The 26330-nt window shown below is 43.1% G+C and carries 19 protein-coding genes and 2 tRNA genes; 7 read left to right on the plus strand and 14 right to left on the minus strand.

The features are described from left to right. Nucleotides 1-1268, minus strand: a 1268-nt coding sequence (locus tag CXF69_RS11405) for a hypothetical protein (RefSeq protein WP_145990570.1), incomplete at its 3' end; no start/stop codon positions are given. Between the two features lie 121 nt (nucleotides 1269-1389). Between CXF69_RS11405 and CXF69_RS11410 the strand changes: the two genes are divergently transcribed. The 3 genes from CXF69_RS11410 to CXF69_RS11420 all read left to right on the plus strand — a co-directional run bounded on the left by CXF69_RS11410 (nucleotide 1390) and on the right by CXF69_RS11420 (nucleotide 3078). After that, the gene (locus CXF69_RS11410) at nucleotides 1390-1803 is read left to right on the plus strand and encodes an OsmC family protein (protein ID WP_101206281.1); all 414 of its coding nucleotides are present in this window, start codon (nucleotides 1390-1392) and stop codon (nucleotides 1801-1803) included. Between the two features lies 1 nt (nucleotide 1804). After that, nucleotides 1805-2269, plus strand: a complete 465-nt coding sequence (locus CXF69_RS11415; protein WP_101206296.1) for a flavodoxin family protein — start codon at nucleotides 1805-1807, stop codon at nucleotides 2267-2269. Between the two features lie 119 nt (nucleotides 2270-2388). After that, on the plus strand, nucleotides 2389-3078 hold the full coding sequence (locus tag CXF69_RS11420) for a DUF938 domain-containing protein (RefSeq protein ID WP_101206280.1): 690 nt from the start codon (nucleotides 2389-2391) through the stop codon (nucleotides 3076-3078). Nucleotides 3079-3202: 124 nt separating this feature from the next. Here the strand turns inward: CXF69_RS11420 and CXF69_RS11425 are convergent, their stop codons facing one another. Continuing rightward, complete coding sequence (locus CXF69_RS11425) at nucleotides 3203-3994, minus strand: dienelactone hydrolase family protein (protein ID WP_101206279.1); 792 nt, start codon at nucleotides 3992-3994, stop codon at nucleotides 3203-3205. Between the two features lie 560 nt (nucleotides 3995-4554). Here CXF69_RS11425 and CXF69_RS11430 point away from each other — a divergent pair. Next, nucleotides 4555-6642, plus strand: a complete 2088-nt coding sequence (locus CXF69_RS11430; RefSeq protein WP_102078239.1) for a catalase — start codon at nucleotides 4555-4557, stop codon at nucleotides 6640-6642. Nucleotides 6643-6971: 329 nt separating this feature from the next. After that, nucleotides 6972-7760: an MBL fold metallo-hydrolase gene (locus CXF69_RS11435; RefSeq protein ID WP_101206277.1), complete on the plus strand. Its 789-nt coding sequence runs from the start codon at nucleotides 6972-6974 to the stop codon at nucleotides 7758-7760. A gap of 87 nt (nucleotides 7761-7847) precedes the next feature. On the opposite strand, the gene CXF69_RS11440 is transcribed toward CXF69_RS11435, so the two are convergent. The 7 genes from CXF69_RS11440 to leuS form a co-directional block, all read right to left on the minus strand. After that, nucleotides 7848-7923, minus strand: a tRNA-Lys gene (locus tag CXF69_RS11440). A gap of 159 nt (nucleotides 7924-8082) precedes the next feature. Further along, nucleotides 8083-8158: transfer RNA gene (locus CXF69_RS11445), tRNA-Lys, on the minus strand. A 194-nt stretch (nucleotides 8159-8352) separates the two neighbouring features. Further along, a complete protein-coding gene (locus CXF69_RS11450) occupies nucleotides 8353-10302 on the minus strand; it encodes a MacB family efflux pump subunit (RefSeq protein WP_227522983.1) in 1950 nt (649 codons plus the stop codon). A gap of 270 nt (nucleotides 10303-10572) precedes the next feature. Then, nucleotides 10573-11898 carry an efflux RND transporter periplasmic adaptor subunit gene (locus tag CXF69_RS11455; RefSeq protein WP_101206275.1) on the minus strand — a complete coding sequence of 442 codons (1326 nt, stop codon included), beginning with the start codon at nucleotides 11896-11898 and terminating at the stop codon, nucleotides 10573-10575. A gap of 281 nt (nucleotides 11899-12179) precedes the next feature. Continuing rightward, nucleotides 12180-13280: a DNA polymerase III subunit delta gene (locus CXF69_RS11460; protein ID WP_101206274.1), complete on the minus strand. Its 1101-nt coding sequence runs from the start codon at nucleotides 13278-13280 to the stop codon at nucleotides 12180-12182. Between the two features lie 156 nt (nucleotides 13281-13436). Next, complete coding sequence (locus tag CXF69_RS11465) at nucleotides 13437-14150, minus strand: LPS-assembly lipoprotein LptE (protein WP_101206273.1); 714 nt, start codon at nucleotides 14148-14150, stop codon at nucleotides 13437-13439. 66 nt (nucleotides 14151-14216) lie between these two features. Continuing rightward, entirely contained in the window at nucleotides 14217-16904 is a 2688-nt protein-coding gene (gene leuS, locus CXF69_RS11470; protein ID WP_101206272.1) for a leucine--tRNA ligase, read from the minus strand. A 226-nt stretch (nucleotides 16905-17130) separates the two neighbouring features. Here leuS and CXF69_RS11475 point away from each other — a divergent pair, with 226 nt between their 5' ends. Continuing rightward, a complete protein-coding gene (locus CXF69_RS11475; RefSeq protein WP_101206271.1) occupies nucleotides 17131-17502 on the plus strand; it encodes a Spx/MgsR family RNA polymerase-binding regulatory protein in 372 nt (123 codons plus the stop codon). Nucleotides 17503-17629: 127 nt separating this feature from the next. Here the strand turns inward: CXF69_RS11475 and argB are convergent, their stop codons facing one another. The 5 genes from argB to CXF69_RS11500 form a co-directional block, all read right to left on the minus strand. Continuing rightward, on the minus strand, nucleotides 17630-18541 hold the full coding sequence (gene argB / locus CXF69_RS11480) for an acetylglutamate kinase (protein WP_057758912.1): 912 nt from the start codon (nucleotides 18539-18541) through the stop codon (nucleotides 17630-17632). Nucleotides 18542-18618: 77 nt separating this feature from the next. Beyond that, nucleotides 18619-20421: a phosphohexomutase domain-containing protein gene (locus CXF69_RS11485; RefSeq protein WP_101206270.1), complete on the minus strand. Its 1803-nt coding sequence runs from the start codon at nucleotides 20419-20421 to the stop codon at nucleotides 18619-18621. A gap of 138 nt (nucleotides 20422-20559) precedes the next feature. After that, a complete protein-coding gene (dut, locus tag CXF69_RS11490; protein ID WP_101206269.1) occupies nucleotides 20560-21024 on the minus strand; it encodes a dUTP diphosphatase in 465 nt (154 codons plus the stop codon). A gap of 198 nt (nucleotides 21025-21222) precedes the next feature. Then, entirely contained in the window at nucleotides 21223-22626 is a 1404-nt protein-coding gene (mgtE, locus tag CXF69_RS11495) for a magnesium transporter (RefSeq protein ID WP_101206268.1), read from the minus strand. Between the two features lie 164 nt (nucleotides 22627-22790). Then, the gene (locus CXF69_RS11500) at nucleotides 22791-24824 is read right to left on the minus strand and encodes a UvrD-helicase domain-containing protein (protein ID WP_101206267.1); all 2034 of its coding nucleotides are present in this window, start codon (nucleotides 24822-24824) and stop codon (nucleotides 22791-22793) included. 808 nt (nucleotides 24825-25632) lie between these two features. Here CXF69_RS11500 and ndhC point away from each other — a divergent pair. Then, nucleotides 25633-26256, plus strand: a complete 624-nt coding sequence (ndhC, locus tag CXF69_RS11505; RefSeq protein WP_101206266.1) for an NADH-quinone oxidoreductase subunit A — start codon at nucleotides 25633-25635, stop codon at nucleotides 26254-26256. The last annotated feature ends 74 nt before the right edge of the window (nucleotides 26257-26330 follow it).

The following is a 26330-nucleotide window of genomic DNA, read 5'->3' on the forward strand; positions in this document are numbered from 1 at the left end:
GCATTAGTGAAATTTTTAATCTCAAATTTTTTATCCTCTAATGAATCATAAATCGTATCTAGAAAGTATTTGAAGCTAATTAGCCTGGCAATCATAATTTCTACATTAGAAGAGTATGTAGCGATAGGTCTTAATTGAAAGTTTTGGAGATTATCTATAAGTTTATTAAAAATTTTAGTCAAATAATAAAATAAATAGTATCGATCATCACTATCAGTGACTGCATTATTAATTATATTAGGTAATTTATTCAAAATCGAAATTGTGATTTGGTGCTCATAGTCATTCATACGCTTACTGATATGATACTCTGTCTCTTCGCCGTCTTTTTTCAATTCTTTTTTGAGTAGAGGTATAATTTGTGTCTTACAGAGATGTTGTGCTTCTGCTATAAATTTGATGATTGTGTCTGATACACCAGCATCTAAAGTGTATAGTCGACTTGTACAGTATTTAACGTGTCGTATATAACGTTCTTCATCTATAAGCTCTTTTCTAATGACAACGTGTGTCAGATATACAAATAAATCATTACTACCGCCATCTTCATGTAAAAAACGTTTAATAGAATAAGGATTTTGTCTTGATTTGTCGGCAATACCTATTAAAAACCAGTAACGCTCACTTTCAATGACAAAGAACTTTTTACGCTTTGCCTCTCTTTTTATAATATCAGGTAATTTGTCTTGTTCCTGAAAGTCTATATCAGTAGAATCCCATGCGAGAAAGTCTCGCCCCTGAATCTTTTGCTTAATAAATACTTCTTTAAAGTATGTTTTTACGATATCAGTATTTAAGTGCCTTATACCAGGTTGTACTATAAGATTTACATTATCGATCCAAAATGCTAAATCGTACAAAAATGCTTTTTTTATACTTTCACGACTTTTTTGGTCTAAAATATGATCACCTATATCAATACGGTTAAGATAATCGATCATCGCCTCTACTTTATCAGCAAGTTCAATAGCATCATATGAATCCGGCTTGGACTCAATAAATTTCAACATCTGTATAGCAATTGCTTTTAGCTCTCGATGACGAATTGCTGTTTTAGATAACAAACTTCTCAAATCATCTGGAATAATATAAGTAAAATTTGGGCTAATGTTCCTTTTTGATAATATTTTTTCGTACACACTTTTACGACTGGGTATATCGAGCTGCGGCAAAATACTGATAAGAATGGTTTTCCAGTTACCACCTAATGCTGGGTCTATCGATTTTAATTGATAAACTTGGTATTCTGAGAGCTCATACACATACATATTACAATTTCCTTTACAGAACTAATGTTTGCACAAATGCTCGCTATCTTAGCATCTATCAAATAACTATCACAGCATCTTTATTTCTCAGGCAGCTAGTTTAATAAACTAAGGCAAGATTATGACTACCTCAAAAGTAACCTACCAAGGCAATTTACGTACCCAAGCTATTCACCTACAGTCGAATAATCAAATCATTACTGATGCACCGACGGACAATCATGGTAAGGGTGAAGCGTTTTCCCCGACGGATTTGCTAGCGACCAGTTTGGGTAGTTGCATCTTAACGATTATTGGTATCAAAGCCGAAGCGATGGATATTGATATCTCAGGTACGACCGCAGAAGTCACCAAAGTCATGGCTGCCAAACCAAGGCGTGTGAGTGAAATACATGTCGTAGTCAATTTTTCAAAAGTATTGGATGAGAGTACCTTAAAGAGATTTTATAAAACCGCATTGACCTGTCCAGTAGGTAATAGCTTGGATCCTGCTATCACTCAAAATCTAGTGTTTAACAATGGCACAGAAGCCTAATATGTCCATTAAGACTTTACTCATCGTGGCTCATGCGCCATCGCCCAATACTCAGAAATTGGCGCAGGCAGCTTATGACGGTGCCAATCATCCTGATATAGATATCACTGTCATTTTGAAATCACCGCAGGATACGCAGCCTGAGGATGTATTGGCTGCTGATGCGTTACTGCTAGGTACGACCGAAAATCTAGCGTATATGGCAGGGCTGACCAAGGACTTTTTTGATCGTTGCTATTATCCCGTGCTAGAAGAAAAGCAAGGTATGCCATTTGCGTTATATATACGGGCAGGGCACGATGGTACAGGTACTAAACTTGCGCTCAAAACGATTACGACGGGGCTACGTTGGTCATGGATTCAAGAGGCGCTGATACTACAAGGCGATTGGCAAGATAGCTTTGCTGAGCAAGTAGAAGAGCTTGCTATGACGTTGGCTGCTGGGGTAGAGGCAGGTATTTATTAGTTGTGAGTTGTGAGTTGTGAGTTGTGAGTTGTTTGGTAGTCACTAGGGCAGTATTAGACAGTGCTTGTTAATCTACTGCTACCAACGCTTAGCATAACAAACGGTCTGGGAGGATAGTGATGCATGACAATAATCTGGATAGTGATAATTCAAATAGTAAAGTAGATATTTCTGCATTGCCGTTTTCTCAAGCGTGTGAAAATAATAAGCAGCCTATTCTAAAAGTACTTCAAACAGAGCTACAAGGCTTTAGTCATGTGCTAGAGATTGGCTCTGGGACAGGTCAGCATAGTGTTTACTTTGCTCCTAATCTGCCTGAGATATCTTGGCAAACCAGTGATGTCATTAGTAATCACCGTCCTATAATCGCTTGGCACAATGCGTATCCTGCACCCAATCTATATTCACCATTAGCGTTTGATTTAGCGCATGACTCTGTACCTGTTGGTGGTCATTTAGATAGTAATCATTTAAATAGCAGTGATATAGCCAAACCTTATGATGTGATATTTACAGCCAATACTTTGCATATCATTAGCTGGGCTTTGGTGGAGCGATTATTTGCATTGGCAGGCGTTACCTTGCAGATGGATGATAAGCTGATTGTATATGGCCCATTTAATGAGCATGGTAAATATACCAGTGAAGGTAATCAGCGATTTGATGCGATGTTGAGAGCAGGTAATCCTGACAGCGGCATTCGCGATAAAGAAGATATCGTTAGTCTAGCAAAGGCTCATCATCTACAACTTTCTCAAACGTATGCGATGCCTGCTAATAATCAGCTATTGGTATTTTATAAGCGCTAAGTTTTAAAGCGTTAGCAAAAATTAAATAAATAAAAGACACCTTAATGGATCATTATTAGATCTTATTAAGGTATCTTTTTGTTTGGGCTTGCTTATATTATTACTTATTTTTTACGCTGTTAGACTATTTATATTCTTCTGCTAAAAAATCCAAGTAGCGTTTCCAAGAGCGCTGATCGGCGCGAGCGTCATATCTATCGCTGCCAAATACGCTAAAGGCATGTGGTGCGCCACTATAAGTGACCATCTCATGAGGTACTTTGGCTGCTTCTAAGGTCTTGCCCAAAGTCGCAAAGCTCTCTAGCGAGACAGATTGGTCAGCAGAGCCGTGGAATACTAGGATTTCTCCTGTAGTTTTGTCATAACTTTGACCAGTTGGAATATCGAAGGCACCGTGGAAGGGTACAAAGGCTTTTTGTTCAAAACCTGAGCGTGCTAGCTCTAACGCGACCGTACCGCCAAAACAATAACCCATAGTCGTGCCTTTACGCACATCATTGCTTTGTAGTTGTCCTGCTGTTAATGCCCCTGCCAAGATACGACGCATTTTATTACGGTCATCATATAGCTCCCCAGTTAGGCGTTTGTTTTCTTCGATAGAAGTAGGGCGAATGCCTTGTCCAAACATATCGGCTGCCAATACGTTGTAGCCTTCAGCCGCTAACATGTCAGCACGTTTGCGCTCATAGTCAGTTAGACCATCCCAATCATGAATCAATGAGATAAAAGGTGCGTTAGCTTTGTCCGCTTTGGCGTAATAGCCTTCGTATGCTTGGTCATCGACCGTGTAGGTCACGTTTTTGGTTGTGATAGCAGCAGCCGTTTGACTGAACGTTAATGCCATTAGACCCATTGACGCGCCTACTAGCAATGAGTGATAAGGTTTTTTAGTTGGGGAGCTTAGAGTTGGTAACATGGTAGGTAGTCTTATAGTTATATAAAAAATAGTCGCATCGTCAAATCCCTATAAACCCGCTACATCGTCATCCTCGCTAACCATACTAATGTATAGCTTGAGCTCGGTTTTCTTGTATCGAAATTATCTGAATTTAATAATATAAAAAAGATAAATATAAGGCTAAAACCCTGCCAATTTATTTATCAATAGTCTCTAGTACTGCATAAAAAGCATACCTTAAAGAATAACTACATTACAAGATTCTATTGTTAACGTTTATGCGCCTTTAAGACCATCTAAAGCAGCTGGTTTATAGCATCTATAAACCTTAACCAAACATCAACAAGGTTTACTATATACGCAACTATATTTGACTTATTTTTTGGGTAGTATAAGTCCTAAGCCTATTATTCCTTTACGAATTTTAGTGCGATATCAATTTAACGATCGGCAATGCTGAAAACACAGACAAATAAATGACAGATGAAGTCACCATTACCTCAAAGGATATCAAACCTGTGTAGGCACTCTTTTAATGATTTGAAAGAGCACTCTCAATCTATTAGCTAGGACTTTTTATGAATAATAATATCGATCATACGGACCCCGCCAAAAACATGAACACTGAACGTGGCAATGGTGGTGAAACCCATCAGTGTGCAGGTGATGACACTAAAGTATTGACCACGCAGCAAGGTGTGGCTATTGCTGATAACCAAAACTCTCTAAAAGCAGGCTCACGTGGGCCGACGTTGTTAGAGGATTTTGTATTACGTGAAAAAATCAATCATTTTGATCATGAGCGTATCCCTGAGCGTATCGTCCATGCTCGTGGTAGTGCAGCACACGGTTATTTTGAGCTGACAGAATCACTAGAAGAATATACGACTGCTAAAGTATTGACCGAAACAGGTAAGCAAACGCCATTATTTACGCGTTTTTCAACAGTAGCAGGTAACAAAGGTTCAAAAGACACGCCACGTGATGTTCGCGGTTTTGCTGTGAAAATGTATACAGAAGAAGGTAACTGGGATATCGTTGGTAACAATATGCCAATCTTCTTTATTCAAGATGCGATGAAGTTTCCCGATTTGATTCATGCAGTAAAACCAGAACCAGATCGCGGTTTCCCGCAAGCAGCTTCTGCTCATGATACGTTTTGGGATTTTGTCTCACTAAGTCCTGAAACCATGCACAATCTAATTTGGCTGATGAGTGATCGTGGTCTGCCACGTAGCCTACGCATGATGGAAGGCTTCGGTATTCATAGCTATCGCTTAATCAATAAAGAAGGTAAGAGTACCTTTGTACGTTTCCATTGGAAGCCAGTATTGGGCGTACAGTCAACCACGTGGGATGAGGCAGTAAAAATCTCAGGTGCTGATCCTGACTATCATCGCCGTGATTTGTTTGAGTCAATCAACAACGGTGACTATCCTGAGTGGGAGTTTGGTGTACAGTTATTTACCGAAGAAGAAGCTAATGAGTTCCCATTTGACCATCTAGATGCAACCAAACTGATTCCAGAAGAATTGGTACCAGTAAAAGTCGTTGGTAAGATGGTATTGAACCGTTATCCAGATAATTTCTTTGCAGAGACTGAGCAGGTAGCATTCTGCCCATCGCATCTGCCACCGGGTGTTGACTTTAGTAATGACCCATTATTACAAGGTCGTCTATTCAGTTATCTAGACACGCAGCTATCACGTCTAGGCTCGCCAAACTTTGTCCAGATTCCTATTAATGCACCAAAATGTCCGTTTGCTAATAATCAGCAAGATGGTCATATGCAGATGCAAGTGCCTAAGACACGTGTACTCTATGAGCCACAAAGCCTAGATCCAACTCGTCCTCGTGAAAGCGCTAAACGTGGTTTCAACTCATTCCATGAGCAACTAGATGATGGCGTAAAAGGTCGCGTCCGTGACGAGAGCTTTGCAGATCATTATAGTCAGCCACGTATGTTCTACCGTAGTCAGACAGCAACTGAACAAGCCCATATCGCAACCGCTTATGCGTTTGAGCTAGGTAAGGTAGATACAGCCCATGTACGTACGCGTATGCTTAGCCATTTGATTCATATCGATGAAGACTTGGCCAGTCGCGTAGCAACCGCATTGGGTATGGAGCTACCAGAGCCAGCTGACGCAGCTGCACCTGTGCAAGACTTAGAAACCTCTAAAGCGGTACAAACTATCGGGCTAACGCCTGATAGCCTAAAAGGCCGTATGATCGGTATATTAGTCGCGGAAGGTTCTAATAGTAGTGAAGTTAAAAAGTTCGAAGATGCTGCCAAAGCGCAGGGTGCTAGCGTTAAAATCGTAGCGCCTAACAAAGAAGTCGTATTGGATGATGGTACACGCATACAAGCTGATGAGCGCCTTGCTGGTGGTCCGTCAGTGATGTTTGATGCCGTCGTTAGTATCATCATGCCTGACCAAGCTAAAAAGCTCGCAAAAGACAGTTCAGCATTAGATTGGTTCAACGACGCGTACAATCATTGCAAAGCCATTGCCTATTGCGGCGCGACTGATGAATTTATCCTAAGTAAGCTCCCAGTTGAAAAAGATGAGTTCGTAACGCCATTGGCCGAGCTAGATGCCTTTATTAGCAATGCTAAGTCTCGTCTATGGGAACGTGAGCCAAAGGTTCGTGACCTTGCATAGTTTATAAGTAGGTAATTTACGAATTATCCAAAATACTAAATAAGATACTAAGTGTTTCCTTAAACCCAGCCTAAGCGCTGGGTTTTTTGCTTTTTACTAATAAGGTGAGAGTTATCATGGATAGAATTATATAGGCGGTTATGAGTAGTAAGTTGTCCATAGTTAATTGTTAGCCGCATCGTCTCTTTATGTCGCCTTACTCTTGTATATAGTCACAAGCGTTCACTCAAAATCATTTCATTTGTGGTGACGGGCGCTATACTAAAGATTGGCTATAAAACTGAACAAAAGCCTCACAATAATAATGACGAATGAGGTAGGGAACACCAATGAGTCTATGTGAAATTGTACGTTTAGAAGGATATATCCAGAGTAGCTATCTGGCAGTATATCCAGATAAAATAATGCTGTTAGATGGCTGTTGTCGTGCTGATGTACCGATGGTGCTTGACTATATTGAGACAACATTGAAACGACCCATCACCGACCTAAAAGTAGTAGTAGTCACGCATATGCATCCGGATCATGCAGGCGGTGCGAATAAGTTTCGAGAAGAGACTGGCTGCCTGATTGTCTCAGCTGATAAAAAGAAGCAGTGGTATAGCGGTATTGGCGGGTGCACGATGTACTTCGTAGATATACATCTAGGATATTATGTGGCCAGACGTCAAGGTAGGCCATTTAAAAACCTATATTACTCGGCAAGTCTGAAACCAGATATCACCGTCACAGATGGTGAGCTTGTGCCACACTTTGATGAATGGCAAGTATTAGAGACCCCAGGTCACACGGATCGCGATTTGTCTTTGTTTCATCTGCCCAGTCGCGAAGTATATACCGCTGATTTAATCATTAAGTTGCGACACAAGTTCGTAGCACCATTTCCTGTCTACTACCCTAAAGACTATGTTCAATCGCTAAAAAAAATCAGGGCATTGCAACCGTCAATGGTGATGATGGCACATGGTCGAGAGCTAGCGATGAGTGAGGCAGAGTTCGATGAGTTTATTGCTCATGCACCTAAGCACCCACGTACCATCAAAGATACGATCAGACACAAACTACTATGGCGCAAGAGAGATAACTTTAGACTATTTAAACGCAAGCATAATAAATAGAGGTATATAAAAGCTAAGAAACAACATTTAAAACGCCCAGACGAAAAAAAGCCCAATTACTAAGATAGTAACTGGGCTTTCTAAATATGGTGGGCTGTCCGCGACTCGAACGCGGGACCAATTGATTAAAAGTCAACTGCTCTACCAACTGAGCTAACAGCCCTGAAGAGTATATAAAAAAGCGATGCTTTTTAACTCTACAAGAGAAAATTCTAACTAAAGAACTTTCTAAAACTAAACATCTTAACGATGTCTTTTAAACTTATCTTTATTAGTCTACTACCGTATAGGGTAGAACGACTAATAAAGATTAAACTAAATATGGTGGGCTGTCCGCGACTCGAACGCGGGACCAATTGATTAAAAGTCAACTGCTCTACCAACTGAGCTAACAGCCCTAACGTTTAAAGTGTTTGTATCCCTAAACGTGAGAGCACATTATATATATTATTATGACAATTACAACCCCACATGATAAAAAAAGTGTAATTCTCTTATAAAATCGCCAATTTATTCCAGTTTCTTTAAATTTTTGCCATTATATCGATATTGACTGCTCTATTTTTGGCTAAAGCGAGTCAATAATCGATTATTAGTCTCGAGAAAGGGCTTCAACAGGATCTAACTTGGCGGCATTACGCGCTGGCAAGAATCCAAATACCACGCCAATTAACGTCGAACAAACAAAAGCAGCAATAATAGAGGTTGATGAATAGATAACTTTGAAATTATCACCGCCTAGACTATTAATCAGCTCACCAATGGCAAAGGCCAGTCCGATACCAATCAGTCCCCCTAAAATACAGACCAGAACGGCCTCAATGAGGAACTGCTGCATAATATCGCTCTGACGCGCGCCCACTGCCATACGTACGCCAATCTCGTTGGTACGTTCGGTGACAGAGACTAGCATAATGTTCATCACCCCAATACCGCCGACGATCAATGAAATAACCGCGACCGATGAGATAAGTAATGTCATCGTGCCTGTCGTCGACTCAATGGTTTGACGGATAGAGTCTGAATTGCGCAGCTCAAAGTCATCTTTACCATGGCGACTCTCTATTAAATCAGAGATGGCAGTCTCTGCGGCGCTAGAAGAGATACTGTCATCTAATAACGCTACAAAGCGGTCAATATTGGTACTACCCGTGACACGCGACATCACCGTTGTATAAGGCATATAGATAGTAGGCGTCGTCACACTGGGGCCAAAGCCACCATCGCTCTCTTCGAGGACGCCAATCACGCGTCCAGGCACACTACCAACCAATATTACCTCGCCAACAGGGTTATCAATATCTGAGAAAAAGGTCTGCTTAGCATTATCATCGATGATGATATCTTGACTACGTAATGTAATGCTTTTTGCATCAAACCCTTGGCCCAATGTTAATGTCTCACCAGTGACGTTTAGATAGTCTTCACCAACGCCGTTGACAGTAGCATCCTCTTGTATATTACGATAGCGGACACTAGAGCTGGCATTTACCTGAGGGCTGACACTGATAATATAGGGCTGATTGCCGACCGCCTCTGCATCTTCCGGCGTCAAGTTGTCATCATTATAGCGGCGTCTAGGATCGCCTCTAGGGTAGCCATCATTGACGGTAATGGTATTGGTACCTAACGAGCTGATATTGGCAAGGATTTGCTGCTGAGAGCCTTGTCCAAGGCCTACGATAGATACGACTGCGGCAATACCGATAATAATGCCGAGCATAGTTAGTAGGGTACGCATCTTATGCGCGCGCATAGCCAGCAAAGACATTTTAAACGCTTCAAGCAGTCGATCAATAAAGCTACCAAAGGCACTTTTACGGTGCTCGCCAAGGATAGATTCTGGTTTTTTGTCTGTGTGCTTATAATGCTCAGTTTGATAGTCAGCGATGACATGGCCATCTTTGAGCTCAATCACACGCTCCGCTTGTGCTGCTAGTTTTGGATCATGAGTGACCATGATAATGGTATGACCTTGTGCGCTGAGGTCATGCAAAATCGCCATGACATCTTCGCCAGACTTACTGTCTAGGGCACCAGTTGGCTCATCTGCCAAGATCACATCGCCACCATTCATCAGTGCACGAGCGACAGAAACACGCTGCTGCTGTCCACCTGAGAGCTGATTGGGACGATTGTTGACCTTATTGCCAAGGCCGAGGTCAGTTAGTAGCTTCTCAGCACGATTGGTGCGTGCCTCGGTATCCATACCCGCATACACGGCAGGGACGGCGACATTGTCTTTGGCACTGATATCCCCAAGCAAATGATAGCGCTGAAAAATAAACCCAAAGTGCTCACGGCGCAGCTCAGCCAATTGATCAGCATCAAGCTTACGAGCGGATTGACCATAAATCTTATAGTCACCAGCAGTGGCTTGATCTAGACAGCCTAAGATATTCATCAAGGTGGACTTGCCAGAGCCTGATTGTCCAATGATGGCAACCATCTCACCTTGGTGAATCGTCAGATTGATATCATGCAAGACGCGAATGGTTTGCTCACCAGCAGGGAACTCTCTGATAATGCCAGACAGCTCCATAATGGGCTTGCCTGATGCAGGATGGTTAGCGGTATTGGTTTTTGCCGGATTACTTAAGTTATCTGAGCTGTTTGAAGGGTTAGCAGTAGTGTGTGACCCTAAGTTTTGAGCCGTGCTACTTTCAGAGCTATCTTCACTCGACGGTTTAGGAGATTGAGATATAGTCATAGCAGTGTCTTTAATAAAGGCTAAAAAGCGTGATAGTGTTGTTATGAAAGGGCTGCTATGTTTTTAGCAAGCCTTTCTTACTCAACATAGTCAAAGCACAAGTTACATTTGAGGTCCACCAGGTACGCGGCCGCTATCTGATTTCTTACCGCTCTCTTCACTGATGATTACTTCTTCCCCTTCTTTCAAACCACTTAAGATTTGCGCATTTACTCGGTTATCAATACCGACTTCTACAGTACGCTCTTCTACGGTTCCGTCATCTCTTAATACACGTACAAACTTGCCAGTGGCTACTTTGCCTTTTTCTTTACCTTTAGTTCGCTTTTCTTGTATCACTGTTGATGGTACTAATAGAGTATTTTTGGCTTCGTTGACGATGATATATATCTGTGCCGTCATATCGATTCGAAACAAGCGGTCAGGGTTTGGTACTTCTACGTAGCCGACGTAATAGATAGCAGCGTCTGTCGAGCTGGTGCTACTGATCTGCTCTGGGGCAGGTTCGATAGCGGTTAATGTCGCATCATACTGTTTGTCTGGATTACCGATAATATTGAAATAAGCAGGCATACCAGCACTGACGTTAATGACATCAGCTTCTGAGATTTGCGCGTTGATACGTACGGTCGATAAATCTGCTAACGTCACCAATGTGGGCGCCGTTTGGTTAGCATTGACCGTAGTACCTTGCTCAGTCGTAATAGAAACGACTGTACCTGATATTGGTGCACGAATCGTGGTATAGCTTAGATCTTCTTCAGCAGTACTGACGTTGGTTCGTGATTTGCGTAATGCTGCTTGCTGACTGTTGATATTGGCTTCTGTGGTCGCAATCGCGGCTTTAGCTGTGTCGATAGCCGCACGTGCATTGGCAACGGCTGCTTTTGCGGTCTCAACACTGGTCGCTTGCGTGTCGTATTCTTGCTGCGAGATAGCATCGATAGCGACTAAGTCTTGCAAGCGTGCAAAATCAGACTGTGCTTGTTTGAGCTCAGACTGACGGCTGGCAAGGTCGGCATAGGCACTTTTCAGACTGGCTTGTTTGCTTAACGATTCTGCTTGCGCACTTTGTAGCGCGGCTTCGCTTTGTTCAAGACTGGCTTGTTCATTGCTCAGGCTGTTCTTCTGAGTCACTTGATCAATCTGCGCAATCAAATCGCCTTGTTTGACTTCGTCACCGACTTCAACATACAGGCGTTTTACTTCACCAGATACCTGTGCCCCTACATCGACGGTGTTTAACGCTTTTACTTTACCGGACGCCATGACATTGTTTTCAATATCACCGACTTCAACGGTTGCGGTTAGGTAGTTAGGCGTGGTTTCTTCTGGTTTTAAAAAAGTATAGGCCAAAGCCCCTAACGCTACGATAATTAAGGTGATGACACCCCATTTGATAGCAGACTTTTTGCTTATTTTGTGCATGACAACAATCCAATCACAATTAAATCAAGTGTAGATATAGTAGAGACTTCACCTACAAAAGGGAATGAAAATTAGTTTACGAAAGGTTAAGGTAGCCAAGAACAGAGTTAGGTATAGAAAAGAAATGCTTACTAAAAATCAATAAAACGGAGATTATAAGAAAACAAGATAGGGTAGTAGAATCTGGATTTATAGCGTTTAAATGTATAAATCAGTAAGAGAAGAGATGGATAACTTGTTAATAAGAAAAATAATATAAGGTGGTGACAAGCAGGTTAGTCTTAGCGCATCGCAAATAAACGATTACCTGCAAGCTCTAGTGCTGCTTGCAATAATAGCTCCCATGCTGGCTGACGAATAAGACCTTTAATAGCTTGGTCACAGCGGTAAAGCAGGGCAGGCCATTCGGCCGTGTGCGTTTTTGACTGACGGCGGCAGGCTTGTTGGTACAACCCTTGTTTACTACGCCAAATGCCTAATGCTTGAGGGTCTTGACCGTCTATAAGTTGAATGATTTGACGCATGTCTTTGCTGATAGCCCAGAGCACTAAAGTAGTGGGCTCATCGGTCGATTTTAGCTGGAACATGATTTTGGCGACCTGCGTACTATTACCCGCGAGCATCGCATCAGACAAATCAAACACACTAAACTGCGCATCGCTGACCAACGCTGCTTGTAGGTCTGCAATATCCAATGCCACATTATTCACAGGTTGTGAAAAGCTATTAGATTGTTCGGTACTGTTGTCAGTAGCACTATCTTCACTAGTACTGTTATTAGCAACTAGCTGCGGTGCAAACAAATAGGACAGCCGCCATAGGGTTTGATAAGCACTCAATAGATGATGCTCAGTGTGTGACATGAGTAGCTGCCAGGCCTCTTGAGACAGTCGTAAGCCAAACTTCTGAGCTTGTATTTGTAGTAGCTGTTGGCGCTGCTGCTCATTGTATAAATTGCAATCAATGACATTGCCATATTGCGCAAAAGGAGCAAACCATTTGCTGCTCTGGCTGCGTTTGTCTTGCTTAGGTGTAAGCCACAATACACTATGACCGTGTGTGCCCGCTTGTGCCTCGATCGCAAAACGTTCCAGCTCGGTGATAACTGCTTTGTCAGGTTTATGATTGCCCGTTACGATTAAAGCGCTGGCATCATCGAATAGAGACTGGCTGCCAAGCTCAGACAGTACTTCTTGCCAGCTTTTGACAGAAATTAGCTCTATACGTTTGATTGCATAGTTCTGTGCGCGCCAGTGTGGACGCAGCGCATCTATCAACCATTGACTCAGCAGTGGCTCGTCACCGTGCGCCAGCCATAGCCCTGCTACTCCAACGGAAGGCTGCAGTAGTTTTGGGTAGGCTTTTATGAAAGTATCTTGCATAGCGTGGTGTTACACAGGTTGATGAGCAGGTAATATCAATTCCAAAAATATGATCAGCAGTGTCAAGCTAGCCGAGTTTACTAGTACTTACGCTCGCTTAGTTTGCTACTCATACTTCTAGAAATGGTATCGTTTGATAATCAGAACGACTAACTCTTACGGTTGTGGTACGACGACAACGGTTGGTGTCATGCCTTTATTTATTTGCAGAGATTGTTTGGCAGCAGGTGCAACTTTTGGAAGCGAGATAGCAACGTACTGGTCAGTGATACGGCGAGCTAAAGTATCATAGAGCCAATCGCGAGTCTGATCGCCTTGCTGATCGTCAGTACTAACAGAGGCTTCGTTGTACTGATAGCTTCGCTCGACCTGAATGGGGTTGCTCAGTGTTACAGGCTTACCATTTTCCATCGTTTGATAGCTGACATCTGCTGATAGTACCAAGCGAATCTCTGTTAATACACCAACCAATTCGTAACGCTTAAAACGTACATTACGGATATCGATAGCGGCAATAGTCTCAGCCCCTGCTTGTTGGTTATTACGAGCAACTTCTTCCGAGCTCATATTACCAATAACATCGACACCTAATGTCTTTAGGCGACGCGTCAATGGTAGTTTCAGCGGGAATGAGGTGCGATTGTCTTCGATAATGACCGCTGTTTTTTCGACGTCAAGCAGCATCGCTGAGTCGTAGCCACGCAGCTGGAAGCCGCAGCCGCTAAGAGCAGCGGCTGCACCTACCACGGCGAACATTGGCAGCGTAGCAAGTAAGACTGCTCCGAGCTTTTGGCCCTGGGACTTTTTATTAGCTAGGCTGTATGCGCTTGATTCTGGTTGCGCCTGCTCAGCTCGATGCTTGTATGACATAAACGCTATCCTCATATGATAAGAAGGCTTAGAGCACTAAGCCTAAAATACTTAGCTCAAGATACCTCAGCCTACAACCACGATGTTAACCAATTTGTTAGGAACGACGATTTCTTTTTTGATTTCACCCGTGATGAATTTTGCCACGCTTTCCATGGTGCGAGCTTGCTCTTTTAGCTGCTCAGGATCGCTGTTTGGTGCCACATCCATCTTACCACGCATCTTACCATTGACCTGTACCACCATCGTGATCATGTCCTGTACCAACGCACTTTCATCAACGGTTGGGTAGTCTAGGGTCAAGGTGTCAAGACCCAATTGCTCAAGCAGATGTTCACCAACGTGCGGCGCATATACAGACAACATAATCAACAGATTGGTCAATGCTTCGTGTTTGACGTGTAGCTCTTGCTCATTACTTGCGTTAAAGCCAGTCAGCTCGTTAGCAAGTTCCATCAGGCTTGATACAGGTGTGTTCAGTGCCAAACGATCACCCAAATCACTGTCAATCTTAGCAATCGTTTCGTGCGTTTTACGGCGTAAGTTTTTGGCTTCTTTGCTTAGACCGTCTGTGTTCAAGGTAGCACTGTTCAGCATATCAATGCTGATATTAGCGGCTGTTAGCGCTTGCATATGGTCGGTAGCAATGCGCCATACTTTTTTCACAAAGTTATAAGGGCCTTTTAGCGCGTCATCTGACCATTCAAGCGTTTGATCCGCAGGCGCAGTAAATAGCGTATATAGACGAACCGTATCAGCACCATATTTATCAATGGTTAGCTGTGGATCTACGCCATTGTTCTTTGATTTTGACATTTTTTCGATTTTACCAATCGTGACTGGCTGGCCGTCAGATTTTAAGATGGCCTTGATTGGTTGACCGCGTTCGTTAAAGTCAATATCGATATCTTCTGCAAAGTAGTAGGTCGTACTGCCATCCGCATTGACGCGGTAGAACGTACCAGCAAGCACCATGCCTTGTGTCATTAGATTGGCAAATGGCTCGTCGCCTGTGACTAAGTTTTCGTCACGCATCAGCTTATGGAAGAAGCGTGCATACAACAGATGCATCACCGCATGCTCGACACCGCCCACGTATTGATCGACTGGCAACCATTTATTGGCAGCAGACTTATTGACCATGTTTTGTGCATCATTTGGGCTAGCAAAACGTGCATAGTACCAGCTAGATTCTACAAAGGTATCAAAGGTATCGGTCTCACGCTCAGCAGGGTTGCCACATTTAGGACAAGTGGTATTGACAAACTCTGGTATATTCTTAAGTGGGTTACCGCGACCATCAGGTACGACGTCAGTTGGCAACACAACTGGTAAGTCTTGCTCTTCAACAGGTACCGTACCGCAATGCTCACAGTTGATCATTGGAATAGGGCAGCCCCAATAGCGCTGGCGAGATACGCCCCAATCACGTAGGCGATATTGAATTTTTTTCTTAGCCAGCTCTTTTGGCTCAAGTTTGGCTAGCATTGCTTCAAACGCTTGCTCAAAATCTAGACCGTCAAACTCACCTGAATTAACCAAAGTGTTGCGTTCAGTATAAGCAAGATTGACTTCACTATCGTTCGCTTTGGCATCTGCTTTTAGTTCATCAAAATAACCGTCAGGCACATTGATGACTTGCTTGATTGGTAGGTCGTACTTAACCGCAAATTCATAGTCACGCTCATCATGAGCAGGTACTGCCATAACCGCGCCTGAGCCGTAGCTCATTAGCACATAGTTGGCAACCCACACTGGCACTTCTTCACCAGTCAAAGGATGCGTCACAGTGAGGCCTGTATCCATACCGATTTTTTCAGCTTTGGCCAAATCCGCTTCAGCAACTGAGCCTTTTTTACAAAGGGCACAGAATTGGGCGATTGCGTCATCTTGCTCAGAGGCGTACTGTGCAAGTGGATGCTCTGCGGCAACAGCGACATAAGTCACACCCATCAACGTATCAGGACGAGTGGTGAACACATCTAAGGTGTTTTCTTCACCAGCAAGCTCATAAGGGAAGTGCACTTCCATACCAGCACTACGACCAATCCAGTTACGCTGCATGGTTAGTACTTCAGATGGCCAATGACCTTCTAGCTGATCCAAATCATCCAATAGCTCATCGGCATAATCAGTGATGTTGAAGTAATACATTGGGATGTCGCGTTTTTCGACCGCAGCACCACTACGCCAACCTTTGCCATCAATGACTTGCTCGTTTGCTAAGACAGTGTTGTCAACGGGATCCCAATTGACCGTCGACAGCTTTTTGTAGACTAGGCCTTTTTTGTACAACTGCAAAAATAACCACTGCTCCCACTGATAATACTCAGGGCTACAAGTAGCAAACTCACGTGACCAGTCAATAGACAGGCCTAGTAATTTAAGCTGCGCGCGCATGCTGTCAATATTGGCAAATGTCCATGCAGCAGGCGGTGTTTGGTTGGCAATCGCTGCGTTTTCTGCTGGCAAGCCAAAACCATCCCAGCCCATTGGCTGCATGACTTCATAGCCTTTTAGGCGATAATAACGGCTCAATACGTCAGAAATCGTATAGTTACGTACGTGGCCCATATGTAGCTTACCACTTGGATAAGGGAACATCGACAGCATGTAACGACTTGGCTTGTCGCTTGGCTCATTGCTTACTTCAAAGCGCTTGTCAGTGGCCCATTTGGTTTGCTGCGCGGCTTCTATCGTTTGAGGGTTATAATAGTTGTTTTCTGTTTGGTCTGCTGTCACGGCGTTGCTCATAGTCGGCTCGAAATTGGTTGATACTGATTTATTTAATACGGATTTGTTTAATACTGATCAAAATAGGTGGAATTTGACAATGCCATAGCATAGCGTAATTTGGCGAAAATTGCGACGATATGATGCAGTTGCTTACTAGGTTTGACGATTAAAAGTAATACATTCTCTATATCCAGTCAGCCTTAGGTATAATAGATAAATTAATGAATATTTATGAGGATTTATCATGACCATCACCATTTACGGTATCAAGTCTTGTAGCACGATGAAAAAAGCGTTCACTAAGCTAAACGATCTAGATGTCAGCTATGATTTTCACGATTATAAAAAACAAGGTGTTGATAAAGATACAGTACAGCGCTGGGTAAATGAGCTAGGTATCGAAAAAGTACTTAATAAACGCGGTACGACATGGCGCAAGCTAGACGAAAGTCAAAAGCAAGCAGCTGATGCTAGTGTAGACACCGCGATAGATTTACTCGTGGAAAATACCAGCATGATTAAACGCCCGATTGTAGAAGGTCAGTTGGCAGATAAAGTTCAAGCAGTATTACTATGTGGTTTCGATGAAGCAGAGTTTGATAAAGCTTTTTCGTAAATTTAATTCATAAAAATTAAGCCAGTCTCATTATTAAAGATAAAACTGCACAAAAAAGCCCGAGCGTTTATATTAACTCGGGCTTTTCTACATTTAGCTTTTTTACATTTAATATTGCTATATTTTTCTAGCTTAATGATGAGTCTATCTCTCGACTAATCAGCGTACCAACCCCTTCGTTGGTGAAAATTTCTAACAGCGTTGCATGAGGAACACGGCCATCAACGATTACCGCACTTTTGACGCCACTACGTACCGCATCAAGCGCACATTGAATTTTAGGAATCATGCCACCTGAGATAGTGCCATCTTCGATTAAGCTATCAACTTTCTTTGGTGTGAGTCCAGTTACCACTTCGCCATCACGGCCCAATACGCCTTTGATATTGGTCAATAGCATCAGCTTCTCTGCTTGTAAAAACTCCGCCACTTTACCCGCGACTAGGTCAGCATTGATATTATAGGTATTGCCTTCAGCGTCAACGCCAAGTGGCGCAATTACGGGAATAAAATCCGAGGCAATTAACATGTTGATCACGTCTTTATTGACGCTTACCACATCACCGACGAATCCTAAATCAACTGGTACAGCGATACCATCTGCGCCAATTTTTTCCATCATCAGTTTTTTGGCTTGAATCAAGTTGGCGTCTTTACCTGTAAGACCAATCGCGCGACCGCCATGTTTATTAATCAAGCTAACAATCGATTTGTTGACGCTACCGCCCAAGACCATCTCTACGATATCCATGGTGCTTTTGTCAGTGACACGCATGCCATCGATACGGTCTGATTGACGTCCGAGCTCTTTTAGGAGGTTATCAACTTGTGGGCCACCACCATGTACGACTACTGGATGCATACCGACTGTCTTTAACAAAACGATATCGCGAGCAAATGAGCTCTCAAGCTCAGGGTCGGTCATGGCGTTGCCGCCGTATTTTACGACGATGAGTTTATCAACAAAACGCTGGATATAAGGCAGAGCAGTGGTCAATACTTCAGCGGTGTTTTTGGCATCATCTAAGTTAAGCGTCATTACAAACTCCTAAGGGCCGGGTTTAAATTGGTTGTTTTTCTACTGTGTCCAATGAGACAGTTATATGTTTTATGAGGCTACTCCGCAGGAATAGCAAGAATCTGTTCTGCTAGATCTGCGTTAAATGGTCGGCATAAAACGGCAAATGTCGCCTGAATATCTTTTAGGTCATCTATACTATCGCCCGCAAAGCGCGCGGTCAGGCTATTGCTGGTATTTGATTGACGCAGTACCCCAAAGCCATGCGCAAAATCCAAGCGCACACCATCGATACAGCTCAGCTTGGTCCCTACAGGTAATAATTCATGCGTCTGTTTTAGTGCTATTTGCGTCTTCGCAGTAGCGCAAGTACACACTGACGACTTGCAGGTTGTGGCGGGCAGGCAAGTATCTTCTAGCTGCTGACTGTATGAAGAATCAGTATGAGTAGACACATCTACTAGATACTGCAAGTAATGACAAAATCTCGTTAATTGCTCTACAAGTGAGCAGTCGGTAGTAGTCGTCTGCGGCATTGGCAAGTAATGGTCAGCAGTACTGACTATAGTGGGCAAGCTGTGGATGATATCTGCTAGCGGTTTTTTATCATTAGTATCATTATGAACTTGGTCAAGCCAATGTAGCAACCGTAATGCAGCATACATCGCATCATCGTAAGGGATAAAACGGCTGTCATTAAAGATGAAATGCCCTGATAGTTCACCAGCGAAGACAATCTGATTGTCAGGATGCTGTACTTGCTGGCGCATAAAGCTGCTGCCAGTCTTGCTAATCACAGGTGTAGTACCAAGCTCAGATAACAGTCTTGGTAAATGATGGGCGCACTTAATATCGAAAAGAACTTCAGATGCTAATAAAGAGTCGCTAAGAGAGTTAGGATGTTCAGTAATAGCAATACGTGCCAATAAATAGAGCAAATGATCGGGCGTAACTATCTTGCCGTTGTTATCAACGATCATCAAACGATCGCCATCGCCATCAAAAGCCAAGCCTATATCTGCTGCGTGCAAAACAACGGCTCGCTGCAATTCGTTTAAGCGGTTTGGTTCGGTGGGGTCTGGATTACCAAGGGGGAAATTACCATCGGGTATGTCATTGAGAAAAGTGACCTGTTGGCAAAAACGTTCAAACAAGCGCTGAGCGATGCTCCCAGTTGCGCCATGCATACAGTCAATAACCACGATCAAATCAAGTTTATAAGCGCTTTTCTGATTGGCTGCAGTTGCCGAGTGATTGTGCTGAAATAATTTTTCAAATACCTGCGCAATAGTATCGATATAGACGTTGGCTACTTGATGAGTAGGTAATTGCTCAAGTAGGTCGCTTGGTAATTTTGAGTCTTGGCTACTTTCAATGCTTTCAATGTTTTCTGAATGTAAGATAGGATTGGTAGCTTGGCTATCGGGATAGGCGTGACAACTATGATTAGCGGTGAGTTGATGATAGAGCGTCTGTATCTCTGAGCTACTAGGGGACTTGTTATTTACTAACCATTTGATGCCTAGTATGTCTTTAGCAGAATGGCTCGCTGTTACGACAATGCCATGACCTTGATACTGCATTGCCCAAAATGCCATCATCGGCGTGGTAATCAGACCTAACTGGATTACGCGTAAACCATGATGAGCTAGTACAGTAGAAAGTGTGGATGCAATGGCTTCACTGCCAATACGCATATCATAACCAACAACGACAACATTCTGCTTAGTCTCAACAGTGGCATTAGCATTGATGTCTTGAGTCGGTTGGCTATTTTGCGCATTATAGAGAGTAGCAAAAGCATCGCCTAACGCTTGTATAAAACTGCTAGTAAAATACTGGTTGGCACCACGAATATCATAAGCACGGAATAAGGATTGCTGCGCCGCAGAAGGTGGCATTGCTTATTCTCCTTATAACCGTGATAGGTGTTCAATGATAAATAAAAAATGAATAGCGCAAGGTGTTAGATATAGCTTAAGCAAAACCTTAAAGGCTATCTAAAAAGTTGTCAGAAAAATTGACCAACAAAATAGCTACTATTGGCGACCTGAGTGTCCAAACCCGCCTGCACCGCGTACGCTTTCATCACTAAATTCTGCAACCACTTCAAACTCAGGACGGGCAACAGGTACCACGATATACTGTGCCATACGCTCAGCTGGGTTAAGAACAAAGTCTTCGCTACTGCGGTTCCAAATACTAACCATCAGCTCGCCTTGATAGTCGGCATCGATTAACCCAACCAAGTTACCCAAGACGATACCGTGCTTATGGCCAAGACCTGAACGCGGTAAAATCATACCTGCATAGTTAGGGTCTTGAATATAAACGGCAAGACCTGTACCAATTAAATGGGTTTCACCTGCTTTAATCGTTAATGGCTCGTCAATACAAGCACGCAAATCAATACCTGCACTGCCATCGGTGGCACGAGTTGGTAGAGAAAACGCTTCGTCTTCAATAATTTTAGGGTTTACCACTTTAACTTGTACAGCTTGCATAACACACTCACTTAACGATTTGATGGTTTTTAAATTATGATTCAAAACTAGAGCCCTGAACTAAGGTTTAAATAAATCTTATTCGAAATTTTTATACAAATAACAATTCTATATTTTAATTATTCAGTAATTCAGTAATTCAGTAATTCAGTAATTCAGTAATTCAGTAATTCAGTAATTCAGTAATTCAGCAAAAAACTAAAGTATCAACACGCTAGCCAATCCTAAAAAGGACATAAAGCCGACGATATCCGTGACGGTCGTTAAGATAACCGAAGCAGATAGAGCAGGGTCAATATTCATCCTTTTTAGCATCAGCGGTATGCTGATGCCAGAGACATTAGCTGCAGTCATGTTGATCGCAATGGCAAAACCGATGACGGCACTGATCTTAATATCATGAAACCATAACTGAGCAATAAACGCCATAATTATTGCCCAGATGATACCGTTTATCGCGCCCACCCACAGCTCTTTATTTAATAGCCAGACACGGTTAGAACCACCGATTTGACCCATCGCCATCCCGCGGATAACGACCGTCAGCGTTTGCGAGCCAGCAATACCGCCCATACTGGCGACTACTGGCATCAATATCGCTAGCGCCACGACTTGTGCTAGTACTTCTTCAAACTGTCCAATCACTGCTGCGGCCAATAGGGCGGTACATAAATTGATACCTAGCCAAACGCTACGGCTTTTAGCACTGGTCAGGATAGGGGCAAACAGTTCTTCATCTTGGCTAACACCAGCGAGGTTTTTCATGGTGCTGTCGACATCATCTTGGATAATCTCCATGATGTCTTCACCGTTTAGTTGACCAACCAGCTCACCATGGCTATTGATGACGGGGGCAAAACGAATGTCTTCTGAACGAAAAATCGCGGCGGCATCTTGAATATCCAAGCGATCATTAATTGTAATGGCGGTATCAATCAGCTCTGAGACCAATGTATTCTGTTTATGCTTGATTAAATCCACTAGACTCAGTAGTCCCAGCAATTGCTGGCTTTGATCGACAACGAGCAGCTCTTGGCTCTCGTCATCGAGCAGGTCGTCGTTTTCACGCAGCCACTCTTGCACATCCGCCAAATAGATATCATCCCTTATCTGAATAATATCAGGATCCATATAGCTACCAACTTCCCAATCAGCATAAGTATCAAGTTTGTTGACTTGGACCCGCGTCTCTTCGTCTAGCGTTGCCATGACTGAGGTACGTACGCTCTCAGTGACAGTGTCCAAAATCTCAGAGATATCTTGAGCATCAAGATCTTGGGTGAACAAAGAGATTTCTTGAGAAGAAATGTTCTCCATTAATGGTTGGCGCGTATCGACATCTAGCTCGGCAAGCACTTCACCTTTGATATGCTCTGGCACCTGCGCCCAAATCAACAGACGGTTTTGAGTTGGGAAGGACTCTAGTAGGTTGGCAATCTCATATTCGGACTGCTTTTCCAAAAACTCTGTAATGGCCTCGTATGCTTTATCAGCAACCAACCCCTGCAGATACAGAAGCTTATATTCGGCACTATATTCAGCCGAGTTATAATCTCCTGACAGCATGGCGGTTCGTTCCTGATTGGGCGTCGGGGTAGGCATAAGTGTTCCAAGTTTTTACAGTCGAGTTTTTACAGTCGAGTTTTTACAGTATATAAAGAACAATAACGATTATAACAATCGTTTTTTGCACAGTCTAAAGCGTGTTCTTGCAAGCGTTTTACTTAAGTGTTTATTACTCAGATGCTTAAATGTTTTGAGTAAGATTAACGCTTACCCAGTAACGCTCGAATATTGGCCAGATATTCATCAGCAACGGCTTCGGGGTCTTTGGTCGCTTTTTTCTTTTTCGCTTTGGCAGGCCAATCAATATGATCCTCAGGCAACTCATCCAAAAATCTGGATTCTGAGGTAACGCGCATCTGACCACCAGCACGGCGCTGGGTCGCGAGCGTCAATGTTAGTTCACGACGTGCACGAGTAATACCCACGTACATCAGACGGCGCTCTTCTTCGACCGTCTCACTCATAATGGAGTTGCGATGCGGTAGCATCTCTTCCTCGAGCCCCATGATATAAACAAAATCAAACTCCAAGCCCTTTGCCGCATGTAAGGTCATCAAGTTAACTTTGTTGGTATTCTCTTCTTCTTGCTGTTGCTCGAGCATATCAAGCAAAACCAGTTTACGAATGATGGTATCAATCGTCCGATCTTCGTCTTTTTCAGCGCGATTAATCAAGGACTGAATACTGGTGTAGAGCATATCGATATTATCAATACGGTTTTTTTCTTGTTGCGGCGTTTTGGCATCGCTACGCACGAAATCAATATAACCTGTCTCATCAATCATCTGGCGTACGATCGGCACAGGGTCTGGGTGTTGATCCAGCTCACGCGTATAGTGCTCGATGAATTCACCAAACTCTTTTATCGTACCATAAGCCTTTGATGGCAATACATGAGTCAGGCCAGCATGGGTACAAGAAGCCAATAGCGATATGCTGTGCTCTTGCGCAAATAAACCAAGTTTTTCTAGCGTTGCGGGTCCCATACCGCGCTTAGGTGTATTGATAATACGCAAAAATGCGCTGTCATCTTCGGGGTTCAAAATCAGGCGTAGATAGCCCATGATGTCTTTGATTTCACTACGCGCAAAGAACGACTGACCGCCTGATAATTTATAAGGTACTTGCAACTGGCGCAGTTGTGCCTCTAGCATACGTGCCTGAAAGTTACTGCGGTACAGTACCGCATACTGTTCCCACTCATTACCAAAACGCAGCTTATGAGTGACGATTTCTTTGGCAACGCGCTCAGATTCATCATCGTCATTGCGGCAGTTAATGATGCGGATTTTTTCGCCTTGACCTTTATCTGACCACAGTTTCTTTTCGAATAAATGCTCGTTGTTTAGAATAACGGCGTTGGCAGAGGTCAAAATACGCGTGGTTGAGCGATAGTTTTGCTCAAGCATAACGATTTTTAGTTTTGGAAAATCTTCTTTTAGCAGGGCCATGTTTTCAGGCTTCGCCCCGCGCCACGCATAGATAGATTGGTCATCATCACCTACCACGGTGAAGCGACCTTGCGGACCGACCAAGTATTTAATCATTTCATACTGGGCAGTATTGGTATCTTGATATTCATCGACCAATAAATAGCGAATACGGTTTTGCCATTTGTCACGCAGCTCTCTGTTTTCACGTAATATTTTGGTTGGCAAGACAATCAAGTCATCAAAATCGACGGCATTATAAGCACGCAAATTACGCTCATAAAGCGCATATAGCGTCGCGAAAATCATGTCTTCTGGATCGTCTAACGTTTCCATCGCCTTATCAGGCTCGACCAAGTCATTTTTCCAATCGGAAATCATTTTGATGGCTTTACCGACCAACTCGCGGCTTTCAGCGCCACTCAAGTTGTCGCGCATCATCAGCTCCATCAGCAAGCGCTTACTGTCATCGCTGTCCATGATGGAAAAGTTGCCTTTTAGCGGGGTATGAATCAGCTCATAGCGCAAAAACTGCAGACCAAATTGGTGAAACGTCGACACCGTTAGCCCGCGCATTTTTTCGCTTGGTAGCAGTTTGCTTACCCGCGCTTTCATCTCACGTGCCGCTTTATTGGTAAAGGTCACGGCGGTGATGCGCTCAGCTGGCATGTCACATTCTTGGATTAGGTAAGCAATCTTACGCGTAATCACAGAGGTTTTGCCGGAGCCCGCACCTGCAAGTACAAGTAATGGACCAGATACGTAGAGCATGGCTTCTTGTTGTTTGGGATTGAGTTGACTCATAACGTGACCTGTAAGACAAAAGCAAAAAAGAGGGTAGCGCTGATATGACAAAGATAGATAAACGCAGCGCGCATCATCAACATTCGTATCGTCGCGATATTTTAATAATCTTTATTATAAGAATAATAGAATTTAAGGTTTGATGATGGCATATCATAAAAATCTGGTGGGTCATTGTAAAGCAAAAATGCTCACTTTGGGGGAGGACTTGGGTGATGAAAGTGGGGTATTCGGACACTTGATTTCTGCTAAACGTCGTGGCAGTGTTTGCTCATAGCCAAAAGTACGGATTTGGGGTTAATATAAGGTAAGGTCTATATCATAATTCATAGTAAAAAAAACACATTTTTTTTACACAGAAAGTGACCGTTCAATACAGTTAAAAACTAGCTTTTAGGCACTGATATGCGTATAGTACATAAATAATTTATGCCAGTTGTCACGTCATTGTTGACCACGTGTAATGAGCTATTAAATCAATTAAGTAAGCAGTCAGATATGATATTGATTTAATACGTTGATCTTACGTTGTTAGAAGATGCGTTGGGCGACCAGCTTTTATCCGCGCGCATACCGGAATCTCTACAGTTGGTCACGTCTGACATCGTCGTCAATACACTTGATAATTGGTTGTTACCAGTAAAATACCTAACATGTGACTCAATGACAGTTACTTAAACACAGTGACAGTTACTTAAATACAGTCGCTTTGTGTTTTCGTCTGCGTTATACCTGTCGCAACATGGCCTGAGTGGGTCAGTGCTTGCGCTGTGTCTAATACTCGATTGGGTGAGGAGCACGTATTATCATGTCTGCTTTTAATTGGTCAGCCATTGCTTTTATCTTAGCCGCCATTGGGCTAGTTGTCTTTATGCTGGTCGTACCGCGCTTACTTGGCGGTCGCTCTCAAGGCTCACAAAAGGAAGAAGTGTTTGAAGCGGGTGTTGTCGGATCTGGCAACGCCCGTATTCGTTTGTCTGCCAAATTTTATTTGGTCGCAATCTTCTTTGTGATTTTTGATTTAGAGGCGCTATATCTCTACGCTTATGCTGTGTCAGTACGAGAGGCTGGCTGGCTTGGCTTTGCCGCCGCTGGTACGTTTATCACTATTCTAATTATCGGTTTGATTTATGAGCTGAGCTTGGGTGCGATGAACTGGGCACCTGCTGACAAGCTACGCAAAAAAGCACGCTTGTATGCGGCGCCTGCAGGCTTTAATTTGGCAGACATCACCAAGTTTGATGGTGCTCATGAGCTAATGGTCGATCCGACAGGTAAAGTACCCGCGCAGTCATCCGGTCAAATCAATGTCTCAAACAATATTGAGATCAATCGTCGTCATCTACAAAACATCGATCATATTAATACCACGGGTAACGTTACTTCTGTGGATTTTGCGACGTCTGCTCAGCAGGACAAAACTGAACGTTAATAGCAGTTGATGCTCAGCTTATAGCGTTTGCAAAAACGAGCAGCAAAGCATGAAGGCGTCAGTTCTGTTTGTAT

Origin of the sequence: Psychrobacter sp. Choline-02u-9 (assembly GCF_002836505.1) — a bacterium.
Lineage (GTDB): Bacteria > Pseudomonadota > Gammaproteobacteria > Pseudomonadales > Moraxellaceae > Psychrobacter.

Excerpts from the sequence above, each read along its gene's own strand:
- CXF69_RS11410 (WP_101206281.1), top strand. The coding sequence starts at position 1,390 with ATGACTACCTCAAAAGTAACCTACCAAGGCAATTTACGTACCCAAGCT.
- CXF69_RS11415 (WP_101206296.1), top strand. The coding sequence starts at position 1,805 with ATGTCCATTAAGACTTTACTCATCGTGGCTCATGCGCCATCGCCCAAT.
- CXF69_RS11420 (WP_101206280.1), top strand. The coding sequence starts at position 2,389 with ATGCATGACAATAATCTGGATAGTGATAATTCAAATAGTAAAGTAGAT.
- CXF69_RS11425 (WP_101206279.1), bottom strand. The coding sequence starts at position 3,994 with ATGTTACCAACTCTAAGCTCCCCAACTAAAAAACCTTATCACTCATTG.
- CXF69_RS11430 (WP_102078239.1), top strand. The coding sequence starts at position 4,555 with ATGAATAATAATATCGATCATACGGACCCCGCCAAAAACATGAACACT.
- CXF69_RS11435 (WP_101206277.1), top strand. The coding sequence starts at position 6,972 with ATGAGTCTATGTGAAATTGTACGTTTAGAAGGATATATCCAGAGTAGC.
- CXF69_RS11450 (WP_227522983.1), bottom strand. The coding sequence starts at position 10,302 with ATGGAGCTGTCTGGCATTATCAGAGAGTTCCCTGCTGGTGAGCAAACC.
- CXF69_RS11455 (WP_101206275.1), bottom strand. The coding sequence starts at position 11,898 with ATGCACAAAATAAGCAAAAAGTCTGCTATCAAATGGGGTGTCATCACC.
- CXF69_RS11460 (WP_101206274.1), bottom strand. The coding sequence starts at position 13,280 with ATGCAAGATACTTTCATAAAAGCCTACCCAAAACTACTGCAGCCTTCC.
- CXF69_RS11465 (WP_101206273.1), bottom strand. The coding sequence starts at position 14,150 with ATGTCATACAAGCATCGAGCTGAGCAGGCGCAACCAGAATCAAGCGCA.
- leuS (WP_101206272.1), bottom strand. The coding sequence starts at position 16,904 with ATGAGCAACGCCGTGACAGCAGACCAAACAGAAAACAACTATTATAAC.
- CXF69_RS11475 (WP_101206271.1), top strand. The coding sequence starts at position 17,131 with ATGACCATCACCATTTACGGTATCAAGTCTTGTAGCACGATGAAAAAA.
- argB (WP_057758912.1), bottom strand. The coding sequence starts at position 18,541 with ATGACGCTTAACTTAGATGATGCCAAAAACACCGCTGAAGTATTGACC.
- CXF69_RS11485 (WP_101206270.1), bottom strand. The coding sequence starts at position 20,421 with ATGCCACCTTCTGCGGCGCAGCAATCCTTATTCCGTGCTTATGATATT.
- dut (WP_101206269.1), bottom strand. The coding sequence starts at position 21,024 with ATGCAAGCTGTACAAGTTAAAGTGGTAAACCCTAAAATTATTGAAGAC.
- mgtE (WP_101206268.1), bottom strand. The coding sequence starts at position 22,626 with ATGCCTACCCCGACGCCCAATCAGGAACGAACCGCCATGCTGTCAGGA.
- CXF69_RS11500 (WP_101206267.1), bottom strand. The coding sequence starts at position 24,824 with ATGAGTCAACTCAATCCCAAACAACAAGAAGCCATGCTCTACGTATCT.
- ndhC (WP_101206266.1), top strand. The coding sequence starts at position 25,633 with ATGTCTGCTTTTAATTGGTCAGCCATTGCTTTTATCTTAGCCGCCATT.